The following is a 21,411-nucleotide window of genomic DNA, read 5'->3' as shown; positions in this document are numbered from 1 at the left end:
CGCGGCAGAATGTAGACTGACTAACCGTGGCTCTATACCGGAAATATCGTCCAGCAACTTTCGCGGAAGTGGTCGGCCAAGAGCAGGTCACCACGCCTTTATCCGCTGCCCTCGACGCAGGGCGAATCAACCATGCTTACCTCTTTTCCGGTCCGCGCGGTTGCGGTAAAACCTCTTCTGCGCGCATCATGGCCCGTTCGCTCAACTGCGAGCAGGGGCCGACGTCCACGCCGTGCGGAGTGTGCGATTCTTGTGTGTCCCTGGCCCCGGGCGGCCCGGGCAATCTCGATGTGACGGAGCTCGACGCGGCGTCACACAACGGTGTTGAGGACATGCGTGAGCTGCGCGACCGCGCCTACTACGCGCCGGCGGAGTCGCGGTATCGCATCTTCATCATCGACGAGGCCCACATGATTTCCGCCTCGGGTGCGAATGCTCTGCTCAAGGTGGTTGAAGAGCCACCAGAGCACGTCATCTTCATCTTCGCCACCACGGAGCCGGAGAAGATCATCGGCACCATCCGTTCGCGTACCCACCACTACCCGTTCCGCCTGCTGACCCCGCCCGCGATGAAGGGCTTGCTGGAGCGCACCGTGGCTGCTGAGGGCGTGCACGTGGATGACACTGTGTACCCCATGGTCATTCAGGCCGGCGGTGGTTCCCCGCGTGACACGCTGTCCATTTTGGACCAGCTGCTCGCGGGTGCGGGTCCTGACGGACTCACTTACGACGTCGCCCGTCCCCTGCTGGGCGTGACCGATCTCGGTCTTCTTGACAACACGATTGAGGCGCTGGCTAACCAGGACAAGGCGGGTTTGTTCACGCTTGTCGACGATGTCATCGAAGCCGGCCACGAACCTCGCCGTTTTGCCATTGATCTGCTCGATCGTCTGCGCGACTTGATGATCCTGCAGGCCGTTCCGGGTGCTTTGGAAGCCGGGTTGGTCTCCGCTCCAACCGATCGCGGCGAGATCCTCCTTGCCCAAGCACGGCGTTTCACCGGAGCGCAGCTGGCCTACCTGGCTGAGACCGTAAACAGCCGTATCTCTTCGTTGCGAGGAGCGACTTCGCCGCGCCTCCTGCTGGAGATTCTTTGCGCTCACTTACTCGTGGGCTCGGCTCCGGCAGCAGCCGCGGCTGGCCAGCCGGCTGCGCTGCCCACGGGTATGCCTGCTGGCTCACCGCAAGGTGCCTCCGCTGGAACGCCTGCTGTCAGCCACGCAAATACCGCAGCTTCCAACCAACCTGCACCCGCTACTGCCCAAGCCCAAGACCCAGCAGCCGCAGCTGCCGCCATTATCGCTGCCCGTCGCAACCGCCAGGCGCAGCAACAACAGCAGCAGGCCCAGGTGCCGCAGGCTCAGCCGCAGCAGTCCGAGCAACAGCCAGCCGAGCGCGCCGAACAGGCGCCTCAGCAGCGAACCGAGACTCAACCTGCACAGGAGTCTGCTCCGGAGTCAGCCAAGGAACCGGCACAGCAGTCTGTTCAGGAACCAGCGCAGGAACATGCAGTTGATGTCGCGGAGCAAGTGCGTTCGCAGTGGTCGAACCTTCGCGCGGCCGTGGGGCGTCGCAACAAGGTTGCAGAGATCATGCTCGCTGAGGCGCGCGTGCTTGGCTTCCGTGATGACACATTGATTCTGGGACACACCACGGGTGCCCTTGCGGAGCGAATCAATTCGCCGTCCAACAACGATGCGATCGTGGCAGTTCTTAAGGAAGAGCTGCGCCGTGACATCAAGGTCAACTGCATCATCGGCACCAACCCGAAGGCAGCAGGCTTTAGCGAAAGCACTCCGCGGCAGCAGCCAACGTGGAACCCAAACCAGCAACAGCGCGAGTCCGCTGAGCCAGAACAGGAGTCTGAGAGGCCTAGTCCGCAGGCTGAACCCGAGCAGCAATCGGAGCAGTCTGCCAGCGCATCTCAGGCGGTGCAGCCGGAACGGCCACAGCCTGCGGCTCCGGAGACTGGAGGAGCTGAGGTGGCAAGCGCTGCCGATAACGCTTCTCCGAACGCTTCTGCGTTTGCATCTGATGATCCGTGGGGAGCACCGCGACCTATCGGCACGCAGAACAACGAGCCTGCTCGCGAAGAGAGCCCCGGGCCAGCGACACCGGCTGCGGCATCGGAGGCTGCGGCGGCGGCCACAGCGGCGGCAAGCGCGCATCAACCTGCACCGCAAGCTACTCCGCCTGCGCAGCCGCAGGCCCCGCGTCAGCAAGCGGCGAAGCCGGCACAACAGTCATCCCAGCAGGGTGGTGACTGGCGTTCGCGAATCGCGCAGGCCTCCCAGGTGGCACAGAAGCGTGACGAGGAATTCAACAAAGTTCCGCACTTCGGCAACGGTGTACCGCTGCCGCCCGAACCAGCGCCGGAAGACGATTTTGAGGCACCACCAGAGGAGTACTATCCAGCTGACCCGCAGCCCAGTCAACCGGGGCTGGGGCAGCAGAACCAGGAGATGGGGGCGTCGGCAAGCACTGCGCAACCACCGCAACAGGCCTACTCACGCGATGACGAAGAGCGCGAGATGATGGAGGAAGCGCAAAACGTCGGCGAGATGGATCATCGCAGTTCAACTGAGGTGGCGATGGAGCTGCTTGCCAAGGAACTCGGAGCACGGCGCTTGTAGGCGTGCATCTGTACACTTGGCGGGTAGCGAAAACTTAGAGAACTTACTTTTGAAAGGACTTTCCATGACTGACCCAATGTCCCAGGCAAATGACATGAACGACTTGCTCGCACAGGCTGCCCGCGTGCAGGCTGAGCTGCAGAAGGCACAGGAAGAAATCCTCGCCGCGCAGGTTGAGGGAACCGCTGGCAATGGCCTGGTTAAGGTCGTTATGACTGGTGGTGCTGAGCTCGTTGACCTCCAGATCGATAAGTCCGTTGTGGACCCTGAGGACGTTGACACCCTCCAGGACCTCGTTATCGGCGCCTTCAAGGAGGCACACGCTGCCGCTGGCAAGCTGGCTCAAGAAAAGATTGGCCCGCTGTCCCAGGGCATGGGCCAGGGCCAGCAGGGCTTTGACGGATTGTCTTTCTAGGATGTCTTCGGCGGCAATCAGTAGTCGCACGTTAAACTAAAAGGTCGTTGTCCCGGTTCGGGGCGGCGGCCTTTTGTCGTTAATTATTAGGGAGAATCGTGTTCGAAGGACCTCTGCAGGATCTCATCGACGAGTTTTCACGCCTGCCTGGCGTGGGCCCAAAGTCGGCGCAGCGAATCGCTTTTCACGTGCTGCACATGGATCCGGAGGACGTCGACCGCCTGCAAAACGCGCTCGGTGCGGTGCGCGACGGCGTGACCTTCTGCCGCATTTGCTGCAATATCTCCCGCGAAGAGGTGTGCCGCATCTGCGTGAACTCGCAGCGCGATGCATCCACTATTTGTGTTGTGGAAGAGCCTAAGGACATCCAGGTCATCGAGCGAACTGGCGAGTACAACGGCCGCTATCACGTGCTGGGCGGTGCTTTGGATCCGCTGGCCAACGTCGGCCCGAAAGACCTTAATATTTCTGCGTTGTTGCAGCGCATCGGCGGTGTGCTGCCGGACCGCGAGCTGGCGGATTCCACCCCGGACGCGCCGTTGTATGACACGACGCCGGAGATTAAAGAGGTCATCCTCGCAACCGATCCGAACACGGAAGGCGAGGCCACCGCGGCATACCTGGTCCGCTTGCTGCGAGACTTCCCTGACCTAAAGATCACCCGCCTCGCATCCGGCATGCCGCTGGGTGGCGACCTTGAGTTCGTGGATGAACTGACGCTGTCCCGCGCGCTGTCGGGTCGTTTGACGGTGTAGCTGTCTTAGCAGCCGCCCTAATTGCCGAATTGTGGCGCTAAGTTGCGCGAAAATGGCGACGATTTGGCATTTAGGGCGGCTAAGGCAAGCCGCGAGCGCCAGCTGAGCGCCCGCAGTTGCGAGACTAGAGCTGCGAGCGCGGCGGCTTCGACGCGTTGAAGCGCTCGGTGCGCAGCTGTGACACGGCTGGGATGTCGAGGGGCTCGAGATCCGCCAAAGCGATGCCCTGAGCCTTGGCCAGCAGCAGGTCAGCGAGCTGCGGGTTGCGGGCTAGTGCTGGTCCGTGCATGTAAGTAGCGATGACGCTGCCCTGAACGGCGCCTTCGGCTGTGCGCTGCTCGGAGGCATCGGCAAGGTCCGCGGTAGCGGCAGTGTCGGCATTACCCTGTCCGCGGGTGAGCTTGCCCAGCGGCTGCGCAGCCGGGCCCAGGATGGTCGCGCCCATGTGGTTCTCAAAACCGGTGAGAGGCTCGGTGAGTTCCGCAGTGATGCCAGCGCGGGTGGGCTCAGAGGAGACCTCGCCGATGGCGCGTTCGGCCATGGAAGCGGTGGTGGCGTCGATAAGCCCCACGCCGTCGATAATGCGGCCGGAGGCGCGGAAGGACTCACCGAGAACCTGTAGGCCTGCGCAAATGGCGATGATTGGGCGGCCTGCGTTGGCCGCACGCGTGAGGCCACCGTCTGCGATGAGGTGCTCAGCAGCGAGAATCTGTGCCACGTCCTCGCCGCCACCAAGGGTGTAGACGTCGAGGGAATCCGGCACTGGCTCGCCCAGCTTGATCGGGATGATGTCCGCCTCGAGGCCGCGCATGCGGGCGCGCTGACGCAGGACTAGAGCATTGCCATCGTCGCCGTAGGTGCCCAGAACATCCGGCAGGATGAGGCCGATCTGCAGCTTAGTCATTGGTGGTCTCCTTTGCTTCGCGCTCAAGCGCCTTCTTTAAGTCGCGGAAAGCGGTGTAGTTAGCCAGAACCTCGATGCGTCCCGGAGGGCAGGCCTTGATGGCTTCCAGCGGATCGCGGATGAGCTCGTGCGAGATATCGGCATAAACCAAGCGCACAGCCAGATCGGTGCCGCGCTCGCCGGAAGCTTTGACTGCCAGCTTCGCAAAGTCCTCGAACTTCACGTCCCACAGCCAGGACATGTCGATGCCGTCAGCGACGTGGCCATTGGTGGCGATGACGAGGCCTTCGGCGGTGCGGTCCACCATGGACAGCGCCTCTTGCCAGCCGGCCGGGTTCTTAGCCAAAAGCAGGCGAATCTCCTGGTTACCAAGGGTGATGGTGGAGTAGCGGCCGGCGACGTCGGCAACGGACTCGGTGGCGGAAAGCGCCTTGTCGAGGTCCACGCCGAATCCCTCCACGGCAGCAGCGATGGCCTGTGCGGCGTTGCCGCGATTGGCGCGGCCAGGCAGCGCGAGGTTCAATGCACGATCACCTTGCGGAGTGTGGAGTCCAGCTTGGTCCACGGACCAGGTGGGAGTGGGGCGGCGGAATTCGCGGCCGTCGGCAAGCGGCTTGACGGCACGCCAATCCTCACCGTCGCGAATGATGTGGCCGCCGGTGCGTGGGCAGGTCACGGACTCGCCGAGCCAGCCGGCACCAGCGGACACCCAGATGACGTTCTTGGCGTCGTATGCCACGGAGGTCATGAGGACGTCGTCGCAGTTAGCGATGATGAGCATGTCCGGGTGCGCCTCAACCGCGCCGCGCAGGGCGCGTTCAATCTTGTTAATCTCGCCCACGCGGTCCAGCTGGTCGCGGGAGAGATTCAGCAGCACCAAAGCCTGCGGGTTGAGCTTGTCCGCCACATGCGGAACGTGCAGCTCGTCGACCTCGAGGACGAGGCGGCTGGCGTTTTTACCGGCCAGCAATGCAGAGATGATTCCGGCATCCATGTTGTCGCCACCGTCGTTGGTGGCCACGGTGTGCTCAGCACGCACGGCGGCGGCGAGCATGCGGGTAGTGGTGGACTTGCCGTTGGTGCCAGTAACCAGGACTGCGGGGCGGTCGCCACCGAGGTGGGCCATGATCTGTGGGTCAATAGCGCCGGCAACGAGGCCACCAATCATTCCGCCTGCTCCGCGGCCGGTGGCGCGGGAGGCGGTGGTGGCCAGCTTGGCGGCGGTAGTGGCGGCGTTGGTACGCAGAGACTGCAACGTGCCAGAAAGGTTAAAACTCATGCCCTTAGGGTAGTCGCGTCAGCGCACCGGACGGGACTCGCGCGCCTAGTTTTGTCCGGAGTTTTGATTCTTTGCAGAGTTATTCCCCGCAGAGTTGTTCCCTCCGCGGCGTCCGCGTCCGCCTCGTCCGCCGCGGCGGCGACGTCGCTTGTTGCCATTTCCAGAGCCGGACTTGTTCTGCGGTTTGTTCTGTGGGTTGTGTTGCGTGCTGTGCGCAGCATCCTGCTTGTTCTCAGCAACTTGTGCATTGGGATTGGCTGGCTTGCCTGTTGCGGAGGAAGACTTGCGGCGGGAGCGGCGTCGGTTAGCGTTGCTCGAACGGCGATTGTTGCTGTTCGGAACGTGTGCGTGTCGGCTCGACTGCTCCTTCTTTGGCTCCGGCTCCTGGGCCTCCTCGATGCGTTCGAGTGCGGCGAGGAAGGCCGTGTCAGACATCAGGGGGATGTCCTTGCGGTGCGCGTGCATCGGTTTGCCCACCAGGTCAGTGGTTACGTTGCAAACCACCAAGGAAGTCTCACGGGTCAGCTTTTCCGAGTAGTTGAGCTCCTCACGGCCAAGCGCAGAAATGATGGTGTCCGGATCTTCCAAGATTTCCGGGGCGACCACGATCTCCATGCCACGGCGCAGCTCCTTGCCCGGCTGGTACTTGCCCGGGTTATGGTGCTGCCGCGGAGCTTCCGCGGCGTCGACGCGCACGTGTGAGCGCTGCAGCCCAAAGCGGTCCGCGCGCAGTTCGTCAGGTGCGTACGTACTCAGCGTCTTGCCTGCTTGGAGGCGGTAGAGGCGGTACAGCAGTTGCGTAGCCTCACGGGAGGTCTCAGCCTCGCTGCGCTGCGCGCGCTGCGTAGTTGCGGTGGGTGGTGGTACATCGAGTCCGCTGCGCTTGGCGACGGCCGCCAGCCTAATGTCGTTCTCCCATACCCCCTGTCGGCGCGCGGTGGCGAGAGTATCCACGATGGTGACCGGGGTGGGAACGTGTCCGACCTTTTGACGGCGACGGCGTCCCTTGTTGCGATTGCGATTGCGCGAGCGATTCTGGCGGGCCGCTGCCATCATGGCGCGGCGGGCCTCGGACACGATGAAGCCCCAAGTGAAGGGGGTGTCGTGGACGATGAGCGTGCGGCCGTCGATAAGCTGGTCCAAGGGCTTGAGAAGGCGGGAGAAGGCTTGGCCTCCAGCGACCTCTTCGGGAGTCAGGCCATGAAGGTGGCGCGGACCGGGGTCTATGTCAGGGTTGACAACAGCATGGAATTCCTGGCCGACTTCGCCTTGCGCGTTGAAGGTTAGGGCGTCGATTGCAACGAGCCGAGCCGTGGAGGGGTGAATTCCTGTGGTCTGGACGGTGAGCGCGACGAAAGGATGTGCGGCCACAGCCTCGGCTTGCGCGATTTCTTGCGTGCTGGGCTCGCGGTCGTTTTGCGCTGGCTCTTGCTCAGTGGAAGCAGGGGTGCGGGCCGCGGAGTTTTGTGCCTGCGGCCCAGGCTTAGGCGGTTGTGCTTGCGGCTTGGGGCCGGGTTTCGGAGCGGAAGCCCGGCCGGGAGTGCGGGGGTGGCCAGTGGCCAGCGCAGCCGGAGAAGGCGCGGGGGCTGAATCAGGGCCGGGGGTCATGCTCATTCTTATCAGTGTAGTACCTAGACCGCGCGAAACCGCTCAACGGGCGAGTGTGTGACTCAGGGGCGGATGATGATAGTTATTACCGTCGTTGTAACCTGCCTAGTCGGTGTGGCCGGGCTTGAGGGCTGCGTAGGTTCTGGCTGCTTGGTCGACGGTGGCGTGGTTTGCGGCTTGCTCGTCGGTGGCGTGGTTTGCGGCGTGGTCGACGGGACGATCTCGGGCGTAGGCGGCTGCGGAGTGCTTGGTTCGCGGCTCGTAGTAGGGGCGTCGGTGGTGGACGGATGGTCGACTGCGCGCTCCTTGGTATACACAGTGCTTGGGGGTGCGGTTGTAACCTCAACCGAAGGTGCCGGGCCGGTGGTCTCTGACTTGCGGGGCGCAGTAGTACGAGGTGTAGATAGAACTACAGAAGTTTCAGTGACCTGCGGTACGTCTTCGTTTGCAGGCTCAGGCGTCGGTTCAATCGCCTTCGCCTGGATGCGCGTAGCTACGTTTCGGTGCCCATTTTTGTTGGAAGCGGAGTCAGAGTCCTCTTCAATAGTGCGGAATCTGCCTCGGCTTTCGGTGCCAGGAGCTGTAGCAACGGATGAGCTGGAATGGGACTTATTGCCCAAAGTATTGCGGGACGGTGTGACTTCGTCTTGGAAGGAGGAATCGTCGAAGGATTCTCCCTGTAATGCAGCTGTTTCCTCGTGTTTCTGCTTGTCTACAGAGAACATGGAAGCTGCAAAGGTTGCCCCGCCACCAACAATGACCGCGGTACTTGCAGCCGCCACCAGCTTCAAACCAATGTTGCTGCCCATGAGAGCCGTAGAAGCAGTTTTGGAAGTCATTAGGGCTGCAACTTGATTGTTGGTGGACCCGAAGAAGTGGATGTTTGCGTGCTCTGCTGCCTCTGCACGTGCAGCTGTAACAGCAGAAAGGCCCATTGACGCTGCGGTGAGGGTGCCAGCTACGACTGCGCGATTAGCTTTATCCTCAGCATCGGCATAAACAACCAAGCTCGGCTTGGATTCCTCCATGCAGTAGTAGGCGTGAGCGACTGCAAGGAGGCCGTTTTGCTGATACTCCAGCACCGTGTTTGCAAGGCGACGGGCATCTTCGCGGTCCAGAGAGGCAATTTGTACTCCGTCGACGAGAACAGCTACAGCGCGGCGGCCAAGGAAACGGCGGGCATGGAGCGTGACGAGGAAGTGCTCGGCTCCCTCGGGGAGCACGTCCATTTTTGGTTGAAAATTAGTGATGGTTGCAGGGGTTGAACCCGGCAGCAAGGCCCACCGCTCAGCTGGGGGGTTATTTGCAGGCACGCATAGGCCCGGGGCTGGGAGCTGAACGTCAAAGGAAGACCACTGTTCGCCGTCCATTTCGACCATCGCGATGCGAGCGGTGACGTGTGGATGCAGGCCAGAATCAATGATCCAGTCCAGCTCGGTATAAGCGCTGACGTCGCTCTTTTCGAGGTGGCCGATCGTGGTGTCCTGATAGCGGACCCTGAAGCCTTCTTTGGAGGAACCGCTCAAATTGACCTTGATTTCTGGTTGATCGGTGCCCGTTTTTTCCATAAGGTCCACCAAGAAGTCAGGGTTTACTTCTTGAATGGGAATGTTATTGACATTGCCAAAACCATGGTCGGGGACCATGTAGTTGGTCGACTTCATCAATATTCGCCTTCTTATAGGGGTACCGGCTGAGCCAAAAAGTCGGGGTTCAATAAAACTAAGTATTCAAATACTGCAATCACCGGCAAGCATTGGGGTGGGGTTGCCGGTGACAGCTTCACTAACACTATCCATTAAAATGCCCGCATAGGTTAATAATCTGTAGAAAATCTTACTTCGAAAATGAATAATTTTCAAACGTATAAGCTGGCCTTTAGCTGGGACTATTGACGCTTTGCGAGTGGGGGAAGCATATTACGCCTAACGAATAATGTTTAGTGGGCAGCCATATATACAGTTGACAAAATTAATGCAACGACAGTCAAAATAATAAGAATGAGCCAGAGTTTAGGACTGCCCGGCGTGGGTGATGCATCACCTTTTGTGCTGGGGAGTCGATCGATGCGGGAAAGGTCTGTATCGGTGATGGCTTTAAAACTGGCCGTCTCGAAAGTCTCGGCGGCAACGCTAGTGGTGGCGGTCCGTTCTGCTAAAAGACGTTCCTGGCCCGTTCCCTCCCGCGATTCTTGGGATACGGCGTTAGAGGCGTAAATGTTAAGCACGCGCCCGTTTTGGCGGGGGTAGTGGTAAGCATGCGCTAGTGTGGTCAGCCCATCTGCGGCATTTTCTGTGATGATCGCAGAAAGGTATGCGGGGGCGTCGTCTAGCGTTGCGATGAATTGCGGCCCTAGGTATGCGCTGATGCTGTGGGGATCGGATTCGGTGGTTCGCAGGGTGACAAGAAGGTGGATGCGGCCGTAGTGCGGAATATCCACGTCGTCTGGAATGTCGTGAACGCTTATAGCGGGGGCATAATTCAGTATTGCCCACGGGGAACTCGGCGGGTTATTGGCGGGCAAACATAGGCCTGGCCGCGGTAGAAGGATGGCGGGCTGGGTACCGTGGCGAAAAGTGACGGCGGGGGTTAGGCCGGCGTCGAAAAGCAGCTCAATTTCTGGATACTCTGCAGCATCGCGGGCAGCGATCGAGCCCAGCTTCTCTTCGCCGGACATGACATCCCACCCGCCGTTAGTCAGACGCGTGAGGGAAACGAGTTGCTTCTCAGGATCGGAGGGCGCGGTAGCGGCATCCCAAACGGGAAGCGACTGAACTGCGCCTAGGCCAAGGTGCGGGATGGGATACAGGGGAGAAGTCATGTTTCGACTTCTACCACCTAAACCGTATCCGCGGGTCTTTGGCCTAGGCGCGCAGTCGGGGAGGGGTGTGCAGATGCGGCTAGTTCAGTGCGCGGTTGACCGCAGAGTTGATGGCGAAGATAGAGGCTCGAGTGGTTGAGCCTGCGATGCCCGCGCCCCACACTTGGGTGCCGTTGACATCGGCAGCGATGTAACAAGCTGCTTCAGCGTCGTCACCAGCGGTACGGGACTGCTGGGAATACTCGATGACCTCGAAGTCGATGCCGAGGTGCTCCAGAGCGTTGGCGTAGGCCGCAATCGGGCCGTTGCCGTGGCCGGAGATGACATGTTCGGAGCCGTTGTACTCGACGGTTGCCGTGACCTTTGCCTCCGAGTCGTCGTTAGGCGAGTTATCGATCAGGAAGGTCTTGTGCGCCAGCGGTGCTTCGCGGTCCAGGAACTCGGTGGCGAAGATGTCCCACATGTTCTTGGAGTTGACCTCGCCGCCTTCGGTATCGGTAACCTCCTGTACCACAGCGGAGAACTCCGCCTGCATGGCGCGCGGCATGTTGATGCCGTGATCCGTCTTCATGATGTAGGCAACGCCGCCCTTGCCCGACTGCGAGTTCACGCGAATAACAGCCTGGTAGTCGCGGCCGACGTCCTTCGGGTCGATGGGCAGGTAAGGAACCTCCCAGACGGTCTCGCGCAGCTCGTCCCAGGAGACCTCGGTGTTGTTGGCGCCAGGGCGAACCTCGTTGGCCAGTGCATCCAGACCCTTGTTGATGGCGTCCTGGTGGGAACCGGAGAAAGCGGTGAAGACCAGCTCGCCGCCATAGGGGTGGCGCTCAGGAACGCGCAGCTGGTTGCAGTATTCCACGGTCTCGCGGATGGCGGGCAGGTCGGTGAAATCGATCTGCGGATCGACGCCCTGCGTCAGCATATTCAGGCCCAAGGTGATGAGGTCCACGTTGCCGGTACGCTCGCCGTTACCGAACAGGCAGCCTTCGATGCGGTCGGCGCCCGCCAGGTAGCCCAGCTCGGCTGCGGCGATGCCCTCGCCACGGTCGTTGTGCGGGTGCAGGGACAGGATGATGGAGTCGCGCTTGGCAAAGTTGCGGTGCATCCACTCGATGGAGTCGGCGTAGACGTTCGGGGTGATCATTTCCACTGTGGAAGGCAGGTTGATGATCATCGGGTGCTCCGGGGTGGCCTCCATGATGTCTACGACGGCGTCGCATACCTCGACGGCGAAGTCCAGCTCAGTGCCGGTGAAGGACTCAGGAGAGTACTCCCAGCGCCAGTTGGTGTCTGGGTAGTCCTTGGCGATCTCCTTGATGAGCGCGGCGGCATCGGTAGCCAGCTTCTTGATGGCCGGGCGGTCCTTGCGGAAGACCACGCGGCGCTGCAGCTTGGAGGTGGAGTTGTAGAAGTGAACGATGACGTTCTTGGCGCCTTCGCAAGCCTCAAAGGTGCGGCGAATCAGGTGCTCACGGGCCTGAACCAGAACCTGGATGGTGACGTCTTCAGGGATCTTGTTCTGCTCGATGATCTCGCGCACGAAGTTGAAGTCCGTCTGAGATGCGGAAGGAAAACCTACCTCGATTTCCTTGTAGCCCATCTTGACCAGCAGGTCGAACATGCGGTGCTTGCGCTGCGGACTCATTGGATCGATCAGCGCCTGGTTGCCGTCGCGCAGGTCCACAGCGCACCACTGCGGAGCGGAGATGATCTTCTTGTCAGGCCAGGTGCGATCCGGCAGCTGGATATCCTCGACCTCTTCGGCGAAGCTCAGGTAACGGTTAACCGGCATCGAGGAGCCGCGCTGCTTGTTCCATGCGGGCTGGTTCTTACCGAATGGGCCGTTGGGAGTGCTGATCTCGCGAGGTGCAGAAATGAAGGAATCGTTGGGAGACATGTTTTATAAGGTCCTTGAAGGTTTTGAAAGGTTTGTGGAAGCTGTGTCTCACGGCCAGCTGTGGCAATGGCGGCTGAATGCGCATCACTGAACACCGCGACGGGACGCTGGCCGCAAGATTATCAAGGCCTAATTCCCGCCGCGGCAAATAAGGAGGAGGATCAGCCGCGTAGTCATGTGGATCACACTAACGTGCTTCCCATTCCGTGGCAAGTGTTCCCATGGGGTGAGACAAATGAGGGTGTGGCTTGGGGGAGGAGAATGCGAAATCTGGAAGATTCGTCCAGCCTAATGCAGCATATTGCCGGCGGCGGGCGCTTAACCTATAGCATTATCCATTGTGGAGAACGCGAGCAAAACAGGTCTCGGTGAGGAAGCGGAAAGCAATGCGCTTGGCGACGTCGTCAAGCACGAGCGTCAGCGCGATTGGATCGCGGCCCTGGGCGTGGGCGTCCTAGGAAACATCCTGCGCATTGCTGTGCTCGCTATGTTTGCCAAGGCCAACGATGATAATTTGTGGGGCCTGCTCAATAAATGGGACGCCGTATATTACACAGAAATTGCACGCGCCGGCTACTTCAACGCCGATATTGCGACCGAGGGCAACGTTTATGAAACGACGATGGCCTTCTTTCCGGGTTTTCCTTTACTCATTAAGCTCGTCAGTTTCCTGGGATTTTCGGAACCCATCGCCGCTATCCTCCTGAATTTTGTGTTTACCGTGGTTATGGCCGCAGGTGTTATGGCAATCGCGCAGCGCATGGGTGCGGACTTCAAGGCACGCGTGGCCGCAGCAATCGCGGTGACCTCAGCGCCGATGTCCATCGTCTTCGCGATGCCGTACACGGAGGCGCTGTTTGGCGCGCTGACAATGTGGGCGCTCGTTGCGCTCATTGACCGGAAATGGCTGCTCGCGGGACTTTTGGTTTTTGCGCTGTCTGCCGTTCGTCTGACCTCGGCGGACGTGATCTTGGTCTTCGGCGTGATTGTGCTGTTGTGGGGCGCACGGGAATGGAAGGCGTGGGTGGCGCTGGTGGCCTCGGCGTTGCCGCTGCTGGGTTATCTCACGATGGCCAACCACTACCTAGCTGCCGCCGGTGGATATTTTGGAATTCAGAAAGAACACTGGAATTCACAGTTCGACTTCGGCGTGGCCACCTTTGAATGGGTTAAATCCACGCTGATGACCGCGGATCACGCAGGATTTCTGCTATCTACCTCGGTCATCGTTGGCGCTCCCATTCTGTTGGTGCTTGCCTGGCGCAAGCTTCCGCTGCCGGTGTGGCTCTTTTCGGCAGCGCTCATAGCTAACGTGCTGCTCTCGGACGGAATCATGCACTCGCGCCCACGCCTTCTGCTTCCGGCTGCCGTGCTCTTTATTCCGTGGACAATCGAAATGAGTAAGTGGGAAAGCTCCCGTCAGATGGCTTTTGTAATGGGCGCAGTGGTGCTTGGTGGCGCCTGGTTCTCGGCGCACATGCTGGCTGTTTTTGACTGGGCGATTTAGCAGTTTTGAAGGGGCGATTTATAACGCGCTGGCCGGGCCGAGCTAATTATCGGCCTGCACTTGGGCACGTCCCACTGGCCGCCGAGAGAGGACGAACGTTGCTAGAATCATGACGGCCAAGGCGGCGGCCATCACGGACCAGCCCGTGATGGAATCTACTTGGAATTCCTCGCCGAGCACTACATAACCCAAGCTGAAGGCGATGATGGGCTCCATGATGGTCATGGCAGGAAGCGACTGCGCGAGCGGGCCGGCATGGAAAGAATACTGTTGTAATACCGTGCCTGTTCCAGCCAGAAAGACGAGGCCGTATAGCTGCCACGATTGCGCGAGCTGCCACAGCCCATCGTTGGTGAAAATGTCCACCACGGACTTGGACAAGAGTGCGACGTAGCCATAGAGCGCGCCGCAGGCTGTTCCCAGGGCGAGCGCACGCCGGGCACGGTAGCGCCAGGCGAACAGGCCTAAAAGGGCCAAACCAGCGGCACCACACACAAGCGGCGGCCACCATTCATTGAGGGAGGGACGGGGATTGCCGGCAGTGGGGCGGCCGTAGACCACCAAGACGCCCACAGCGATTGTCAGCGCCGCACACCAGAAGGTCTCGTGAAATGACAGCGCACGCTTGGAGTACCAGGCGGAAAGGGGGAGCGTGAACATGAGGGAAAGCACCAAAATGGGCTGGACCACCAGCAGGGTTCCGAATCCTAGGGCGATGATTTGCAGACCATAGGCCACCACTGCTGCTAGGGTGCCGACCCACCATAAGGGGTTGCCCATGGCTGTGCGCATGACGGAACTTGACGCTTCGAGAGCGATCCGGTGGCGGATGACGGTTCCCCACGCCACGGTGAGGGCCGAGGCGAGGGCGAACAAGACCGCCAAGAGATTGCTTAACACCCCACCACCGTACTCAAGGCGCCGTGAATATAACGAATGATTCAGGCGTGTGCAGTGATTTCCGTATTTGCGGGCAGCTGCGGGGTTGCTGCGTTATGGTGGCGGAGCGGCGCTAAAAATACGGCGCAATGCATGATTGGTGAATAAAAACACTTTGATCCCCTTCACATATTGTGAAAGAAAGTACCTCGCCGGGGTAGCATGGACAACTGACTAATGCACGACAGGTATAGCAGGGCTTATCGGCCCTGTGGCTATAGCCTGTCGCGGGAAACGCACAGTGAAAGGTGGATATCCCAACGTGGCCCTGATCGTTCAAAAATACGGAGGCTCATCCCTCGAAACCGCGGAGCGCATCCGTGCTGTCGCCGAGCGCATTGTGGCTACCAAGAAGGCGGGCAACGACGTGGTTGTTGTCTGCTCCGCCATGGGGGACACCACCGATGAGCTGCTGGATCTGGCAGCCCAAGTAAACCCAGTGCCGCCGCAGCGCGAGATGGACATGCTCCTGACTGCGGGTGAGCGCATTTCCAACGCTTTGGTGGCCATGGCCGTAGAGTCCTTTGGCGCGGAGGCCCAGTCCTTTACAGGCTCCCAAGCCGGCGTGCTTACCACTGAGCGCCACGGCAACGCGCGCATCGTGGACGTCACGCCGGGCCGCATTACTGAGGCTCTGGATCAAGGCAAGATTTGTATCGTCGCTGGTTTCCAGGGCGTTAATAAGGAAAGCCGCGACGTTACCACCTTGGGTCGCGGCGGCTCCGACACCACCGCCGTGGCCCTCGCAGCGGCGCTGCAAGCCGATGTCTGTGAGATCTACTCTGACGTCGATGGTGTCTATACCGCGGACCCACGCATTGTGCCGGATGCACAGAAGCTGGAGAAGCTCTCCTTCGAAGAGATGTTGGAGATGGCGGCCGTCGGCTCCAAGATTCTTGTCCTGCGTAGCGTGGAATACGCCCGTGCATTCAACGTACCCCTGCGAGTTCGCTCGTCTTATTCAAACGACCCCGGCACCTTGATCGCCGGTTCAATGGAGGATATCCCTGTGGAAGAAGCAGTACTCACTGGCATCGCGACCGATAACTCTGAAGCCAAGGTTACCGTCTTGGGCATCCCGGACCGCCCGGGTGAGGCAGCGACGGTGTTCCGCGCCATCGCCGAGGCCGAGATCAACATCGACATGGTCCTGCAGAATGTCTCTTCCCTGGAGTCCGGCACCACCGACATCACCTTCACCTGCCCGCGTGCCGATGGCCCGCGCGCGATGGAGATCTTGACCAAGCTCAAGAACGAGGGTCACTGGGCAAACGTGCTTTACGACGACCAAGTGGGCAAGGTTTCCTTAGTCGGTGCAGGCATGAAGTCTCACCCGGGTGTTACCGCAGACTTCACCGAAGCGCTGCGTGACGCCGACGTCAACATGGAGCTTATCTCCACATCCGAGATCCGCATCTCCGTGCTCGTCCGCGAGACTGACCTCAATAAGGCGGCTGTGGCATTGCACGAGAAGTTCCAGCTGGGGGGCGAAGAAGAAGCTACCGTCTACGCTGGTACGGGCCGCTAAAAACATTTCAGGGAAAGAAGGAAATTTTCATGACCACCATTGCAGTCGTAGGAGCTACCGGCCAGGTAGGACGCGTAATGCGCTCCATCCTTGAAGAGCGAAACTTCCCTGCGGATAAGGTGCGCTTCTTCGCGTCACCGCGCTCTGCTGGCCAGGAGCTGGAGTTCCGTGGTGAAAAGATCGTGGTTGAGGATCTCTCCCAGGTCACTGAGGCCTCCATTGCTGACGTAGACATTGCTCTGTTTTCCGCCGGTGGCGCTACCTCGCGCGAGTGGTCCCCGGTCTTCGCCGCTGCTGGTGCAACTGTGGTGGATAACTCTTCTGCATTCCGCAAGGATCCTGAGGTCCCGCTCATCGTGTCTGAGGTAAACCCGGAGGAGGCAAAGAATCCGCCGAAGGGCATCATTGCTAACCCGAACTGCACCACCATGGCGGCAATGCCGGTTCTTAAGGTCTTGCACGATGCTGCTGACCTGAACCGTTTGCACGTGTCTTCTTATCAGGCAGTTTCTGGCTCTGGCTTGGCTGGCGTTGAGGCCTTGGCCAAGCAGGCCGCCGAGATTGGAGATCGCAACGTAGAGCTCGTCCATGATGGCTCTGTTCTGGAGGTCTCTGAGGAAGAGCTTGGCCCATACGTTGCTCCGATTGCCTTCAACGCGCTGCCTTTTGCTGGCAACTTGGTTGATGATGGCTCTGAGGAAACCGATGAGGAGCAGAAGCTGCGCAACGAGTCGCGTAAGATCCTGGGTATTCCTGAGCTCAAGGTTGCTGGCACCTGCGTTCGCATCCCGGTATTTACCGGCCACACCCTGACCATCCATGCGGAGTTCGACAAGGCAATCACCCCGGACGAGGCACGCCGCCTGCTTGCCGACGCCCCCGGTGTCAAGGTCGTCGACGTTCCGACTCCGCTTGCTGCTGCAGGTATCGATGAGTCCCTGGTGGGCCGCATCCGCCAGGATCAGTCCGTGGATGATAACAAGGGCCTCGTGCTGGTTGTCTCCGGCGATAATCTGCGCAAGGGCGCAGCTTTGAACACAATTCAGATTGCCGAGCTGTTGGTCTAGCGCGCGGACCTAAAACAAAGCCATAAAACACAGAAAGGAGCTTGTACATCCAATAAACGGATGTACAAGCTCCTTTTTAGTTATTTACTTCGGATTCTTACTTTGGGACTTCCGGCTTGGTGTGCTCGACGAAGACCACGGAAGGATCAGGATCTTCACGGTCGTATTCGAGCTCTTCATCTGCCTCGAGATCTTCGTGGATTTCTTCTTCGACGGCATCGACAAACTCCGCAGTTTCCATGTTGGAGGCCGTGGCCAAGGTGCGCAGTTCCTTTTCATTCTTCTTGGTAAAGTGCTCACGCGGATCAAGGCGGCGCTGGACCAGCGTACAAGCACGCGTGCGGCGGTCTGATTCCTTTACCATCTTGCCGCGGTTTTTAACCCAGCCAAAGAGCATGGTGGCAATGACCACCAAGCCGCCGTAGCCGAGAATTGGATAAATCAGTCCGACGAGCTCCTTGAAATCAGCGAAGGACAGCGCAAAGCCAATGAGGCAGGTAATGAGGTAAACGGGGTAAAAGCGCTTCTCATGGCCGCGCGTCAGGCGTTTAGCCAGCGCGTAGAACATGCCCACTGCGGTGTTGAAAACCATGCCGTAAATGACAAAGGTCATTGCGTAACCCAGAGCGGGGTGGATGGTGTTAATCAACGCTAGGACAGGCATTGCCTGGCCATTTACCTGCGGTGCGGCAAAGAATAGGGCGCAGACCAGCAACGCCAGCATGAACAGGAAAATAGCGCCACCAATAACACCGCCTAGGCCGACGGTTTTGTTGTCTAGGAAGTTTCCACCAATCACAATGGCCATCGAAACGGTGCAAATAGCGGTTAGGCCGGTGTAATTAAGGGCGGCGATCCACGGATTAGCAATTGCGGGATCTACGTTGTGGATGGCGTAGTTGTTTGCTTCTTCCAAGGTCGTCTGGTTCGTTACCAAGCTGTAGATAGTGACGAAGCCGATGAAGACGATGATAAAAGGCGTGATAAGGCCTAAGACAGCGGTGACTTTATCGACGTCGAGAAGCCCCGTGATGAGCACCAACACCAGCATGATCAAGGCGCCCACCCACGTTGCCAGGGAAGGGAATTGTTGGGCGAGGTTGGCGCCGCCGCCGGCGAACATGACAAAGCCCACCGCAAAAAGCGTGATAATGGTGGCCCAGTCAAGGATTTTCGAGGTGATCGGCCCGGTGATTTGGGAGTAGACGGCGGTATGCTCCGAAGCCTGGAAATAGGATCCAAGCTGTAGGAAGGCGATGCCAGCAACGATCATGAGGGCGGCGGACAGCGCCATCCCCCACAATCCAAGCGTGCCGAAGGAAACAAAATATTGCATGGCTTCCTGGCCGGAGGCAAAACCAGCGCCGACCATAACGCCAATGAAGGCCATAGAGATGGCCACTGCGCGTTTAAACATAAGGTGTGGGGGAGTCTCGCTATCTCACACGCGCCGGGAGGGTAAGTCCGCGCTCATCATTTTGCAGGCGTGCAGTTTGTGTGCGAGGCGTTTGCTGCCATGGTGGCGCAATACCGATTCGACGTTCGATTTATCACGTGTGCGTTGTACAACATTAGGCGTATGAGCTGGGTTAGGCCAACTCATACGCCTTGGAAAGGTCTGCTTAAGCAGGAAGAGGAGAGAGCTTTGTATTAGTCTCGTGGAACTTCCGGCTTGGTGTGCTCGACGAAGACAACTGAAGGATCAGGATCTTCACGGTCGTATTCGAGCTCTTCATCTGCCTCGAGCTCCTCGTGGATTTCTTCGGCGATGGCGTCCTCAAACTCGTCGGTCTTCATATTGGAAGCGGCCGCGAGCTTTGCGAGCTCCTTCTGATTCTTCTTGGTGAATCGTTGACGCGGGTCTAGCTTGCGCTGGACCAAGATGTGCGCACGATGACGGCGCTTGCTCTCCGACGTGATTTTGTCACGATTGGTGATCCATTTGAACACCATCACAGCGATCATGAGCAATCCCAAGTAACCCAGGACTGGGTAGACATTGCTGACCAGGGACTGGAAACCAATGAAAGACAAAATAAAGCCGATTACACAGGAAGCGGCATAAACAGGGTAGAAGAGCTTTGGCTTCTTGCGGGTCAGTCGCTTGCCCAGCGCATAGAACATTCCGATCGCGGTGTTGAATACCATGCCGTAAATAACGAACGTCATGATGTAACCGAGCGACGGATTAAGAGTGTTGATGAGTGCAAGCACCGGTAGATCCTGACCATTGACCTGCGGCGCCACCATGAACAAGGAGACAACCAAAAGGGTGAGCAGGATGAGGTAGATGATGCCGCCAATAAAGCCGCCAATTCCTACTGCGCGGTTATCAAGGATGTTGCCGCCAATGACGATGGACATGGACACAGCACACATAACGTTCAGGCCGGTGTAGTTCAGTGCAGAAAGCCACCAGTGAGAAAGGCTGGTGTCGACGTTGTTGACGGCAAAGTCATTGAGCTGCGCGAAGTCAACGTCAGCAGTCGCGATGGTGTAGCCGGTGGCCAACACAATGAAAAAGATGACGAACGGCGTGATGGTACCGATGACGGTAGTGACTCGGTCGACGTCAAGTAAGCCCACGAGAAGAACCAGCACCAACATGATGGTCGCGCCGATCCACAGCTTGACCTCGGGGAACTGCTGACTGATGGTTGAGCCGCCACCAGCAAACATAACGAAGCCGATGGAGAAAAGAGTCGCAATGGTGGACCAGTCGAGAATCTTGGATGTAATCGGTCCCGAGATTTTGTCATACACTGCGGTGTGCTCTGAGGCTTGGAAATAGGAGCCCAACTGTAAAATGGCGATACCCGTGATGAGCATCAAACCTGCGGCTAAGGCGACGCCCCAGAATCCTTGGTTTCCAAAGGCTACGAAGTACTGCATCGCTTCCTGGCCGGATGCAAAGCCAGCGCCAACAATGACGCCGATAAACGCCATGGAGATAGCCAATGCACGTTTCAGCATGAGGAGATTTCTCGCATTCCCACACGCGCCGAGCAAAAGAAATGCGCGCGTCTTATCGCGCGCGGGGTCGGGTCGACTGTCGATTTGTCACGTGTGTCTTTAACCAGGGTACTTTCGTTTGCCCGGGAACTGTCAGCCAAATAGTGGTCATTTCGTGAAAAATTATGAAATCCGTTCAGTATTCAGTCCCAAAAGCGCAGGCTTTATGGCTATATCGCGGTGCTGATAACTAGTAGATAACGATTTCCTTGCACTTGGGAATCCTGTGAAGCTCCAGCGGTGGTTAAGTAACAGGCACCGTTGTGCGTGCAGCCCTTCTCGTAGGTGGTAGGCAGCGGCCACCGTCTACGTGTGTTCACCTTGTGACCGCAGGCTATTAGTCTGTGGAAGGATCGGTTCCTTCAATAAGGTCCTTGCGAGCGCGAGCCACGCGCGAGCGAATCGTGCCGACGCGCACGCCGGCGATCTTGGCTGCTTCTTCGTAGGTGTAGCCCAAGACCTGGGTGAGGATGAGGGCTTCGCGGCGGTCGGCAGGGAGGGCGTCGATAAGCGCACGTGCGTCGATCCAATCGCTCCACGTGCCTGAATTCTCGATTGCTGGGGCCTGGGCCGCCGCGTCCTCATACTCCGTGGCGGACTTGCGCGGGCGAGCCATGTCGTGCCGGATGTTGTCCACCCAGACCCGCCGTGCCAGGGACAGGAGCCAGGTGCGTGCCGACGAACGCGCAGCAAAGCGGGGGAGGGCACCAATGACCCGCAAATAGGTCTCTTGTGTGAGGTCATCGGCGATTTCCGGGCCACCTAGGTGGGCGAGTAGCCGCCACACGTCGTCCTGCGTGGATTTGATGAACTCCGTTAGCGCGGCGCGGTCGCCACGACCAGCCCTGAGGGCAAGGTCGGTGACGCGTGCGTCGTCATGTTCGGAGTGGTGTTTCACCACCATAAACTTACCAGTATGGCAGTTGAATCAGGCTTTGCTGTCAATACTTATCAATTTGGACATTTCTGTTGCATCAACCTATTAAATGGGGTAGACTATTACTTGTCCGTGATTGATAATCTACCCCAATTATCAACTATTTTTT

16 protein-coding genes are annotated in these 21,411 nt (G+C 59.0%); 6 read left to right on the top strand and 10 right to left on the bottom strand.

The window, feature by feature from the left end:
* The first annotated feature begins 26 nt into the window (after nucleotides 1-26).
* The 3 genes from CHU71_RS12325 to recR all read left to right on the top strand — a co-directional run bounded on the left by CHU71_RS12325 (nucleotide 27) and on the right by recR (nucleotide 3,803).
* Nucleotides 27-2,633, top strand: a complete 2,607-nt coding sequence (locus tag CHU71_RS12325; protein WP_147761231.1) for a DNA polymerase III subunit gamma and tau — start codon at nucleotides 27-29, stop codon at nucleotides 2,631-2,633.
* A 64-nt stretch (nucleotides 2,634-2,697) separates the two neighbouring features.
* Complete coding sequence (locus CHU71_RS12320; protein ID WP_147761230.1) at nucleotides 2,698-3,048, top strand: YbaB/EbfC family nucleoid-associated protein; 351 nt, start codon at nucleotides 2,698-2,700, stop codon at nucleotides 3,046-3,048.
* A 98-nt stretch (nucleotides 3,049-3,146) separates the two neighbouring features.
* Entirely contained in the window at nucleotides 3,147-3,803 is a 657-nt protein-coding gene (gene recR, locus CHU71_RS12315) for a recombination mediator RecR (RefSeq protein ID WP_005530356.1), read from the top strand.
* A 124-nt stretch (nucleotides 3,804-3,927) separates the two neighbouring features.
* Here recR and CHU71_RS12310 read toward each other — a convergent pair whose 3' ends face one another.
* The 6 genes from CHU71_RS12310 to leuA form a co-directional block, all read right to left on the bottom strand.
* On the bottom strand, nucleotides 3,928-4,707 hold the full coding sequence (locus CHU71_RS12310) for a type 1 glutamine amidotransferase (protein ID WP_005530354.1): 780 nt from the start codon (nucleotides 4,705-4,707) through the stop codon (nucleotides 3,928-3,930).
* On the bottom strand, nucleotides 4,700-5,986 hold the full coding sequence (locus CHU71_RS12305; RefSeq protein WP_086892256.1) for a MurT ligase domain-containing protein: 1,287 nt from the start codon (nucleotides 5,984-5,986) through the stop codon (nucleotides 4,700-4,702). Before CHU71_RS12305 ends, CHU71_RS12310 begins: the two co-directional genes overlap by 8 nt.
* Before the next feature lie 45 nt (nucleotides 5,987-6,031).
* A complete protein-coding gene (locus CHU71_RS12300) occupies nucleotides 6,032-7,600 on the bottom strand; it encodes an exonuclease domain-containing protein (protein WP_147761229.1) in 1,569 nt (522 codons plus the stop codon).
* A 56-nt stretch (nucleotides 7,601-7,656) separates the two neighbouring features.
* Nucleotides 7,657-9,258 carry a hypothetical protein gene (locus CHU71_RS12295; protein WP_147761228.1) on the bottom strand — a complete coding sequence of 534 codons (1,602 nt, stop codon included), beginning with the start codon at nucleotides 9,256-9,258 and terminating at the stop codon, nucleotides 7,657-7,659.
* Between the two features lie 275 nt (nucleotides 9,259-9,533).
* Nucleotides 9,534-10,415, bottom strand: a complete 882-nt coding sequence (locus CHU71_RS12290; RefSeq protein ID WP_147761227.1) for a hypothetical protein — start codon at nucleotides 10,413-10,415, stop codon at nucleotides 9,534-9,536.
* Nucleotides 10,416-10,494: 79 nt separating this feature from the next.
* Nucleotides 10,495-12,312, bottom strand: coding sequence for a 2-isopropylmalate synthase (leuA, locus tag CHU71_RS12285; RefSeq protein WP_046645726.1), 1,818 nt, complete (start codon nucleotides 12,310-12,312; stop codon nucleotides 10,495-10,497).
* A gap of 340 nt (nucleotides 12,313-12,652) precedes the next feature.
* Here leuA and CHU71_RS12280 point away from each other — a divergent pair, with 340 nt between their 5' ends.
* Complete coding sequence (locus CHU71_RS12280; protein ID WP_147761226.1) at nucleotides 12,653-13,819, top strand: mannosyltransferase family protein; 1,167 nt, start codon at nucleotides 12,653-12,655, stop codon at nucleotides 13,817-13,819.
* Nucleotides 13,820-13,861: 42 nt separating this feature from the next.
* Here the strand turns inward: CHU71_RS12280 and CHU71_RS12275 are convergent, their stop codons facing one another.
* Nucleotides 13,862-14,719, bottom strand: coding sequence for a DMT family transporter (locus CHU71_RS12275; RefSeq protein ID WP_147761225.1), 858 nt, complete (start codon nucleotides 14,717-14,719; stop codon nucleotides 13,862-13,864).
* A 301-nt stretch (nucleotides 14,720-15,020) separates the two neighbouring features.
* On the opposite strand from CHU71_RS12275, the gene CHU71_RS12270 reads away from it, so the two are divergent.
* Together CHU71_RS12270 and CHU71_RS12265 are read left to right on the top strand one after the other, a co-directional pair.
* A complete protein-coding gene (locus CHU71_RS12270; protein WP_100086956.1) occupies nucleotides 15,021-16,286 on the top strand; it encodes an aspartate kinase in 1,266 nt (421 codons plus the stop codon).
* 29 nt (nucleotides 16,287-16,315) lie between these two features.
* Nucleotides 16,316-17,353 (top strand): aspartate-semialdehyde dehydrogenase, encoded by a 1,038-nt coding sequence (locus CHU71_RS12265; protein ID WP_147761224.1) that lies wholly within the window; start codon nucleotides 16,316-16,318, stop codon nucleotides 17,351-17,353.
* 97 nt (nucleotides 17,354-17,450) lie between these two features.
* On the opposite strand, the gene CHU71_RS12260 is transcribed toward CHU71_RS12265, so the two are convergent.
* From CHU71_RS12260 to CHU71_RS12250, 3 genes are all read right to left on the bottom strand, one after another.
* Entirely contained in the window at nucleotides 17,451-18,770 is a 1,320-nt protein-coding gene (locus tag CHU71_RS12260; protein WP_147761223.1) for a hypothetical protein, read from the bottom strand.
* Between the two features lie 233 nt (nucleotides 18,771-19,003).
* Nucleotides 19,004-20,326: a membrane protein gene (locus CHU71_RS12255; protein WP_046645721.1), complete on the bottom strand. Its 1,323-nt coding sequence runs from the start codon at nucleotides 20,324-20,326 to the stop codon at nucleotides 19,004-19,006.
* A 376-nt stretch (nucleotides 20,327-20,702) separates the two neighbouring features.
* Nucleotides 20,703-21,269: an RNA polymerase sigma factor gene (locus CHU71_RS12250; protein ID WP_049064492.1), complete on the bottom strand. Its 567-nt coding sequence runs from the start codon at nucleotides 21,267-21,269 to the stop codon at nucleotides 20,703-20,705.
* Between the last annotated feature and the right edge of the window lie 142 nt (nucleotides 21,270-21,411).

It is taken from the genome of Corynebacterium sp. LK14 (assembly GCF_008042215.1).
GTDB classification, from domain to species: domain Bacteria; phylum Actinomycetota; class Actinomycetes; order Mycobacteriales; family Mycobacteriaceae; genus Corynebacterium; species Corynebacterium striatum.
Note: the sequence above shows the minus strand (reverse complement) of the source record. Positions and strands in the feature narration are given on the sequence as shown.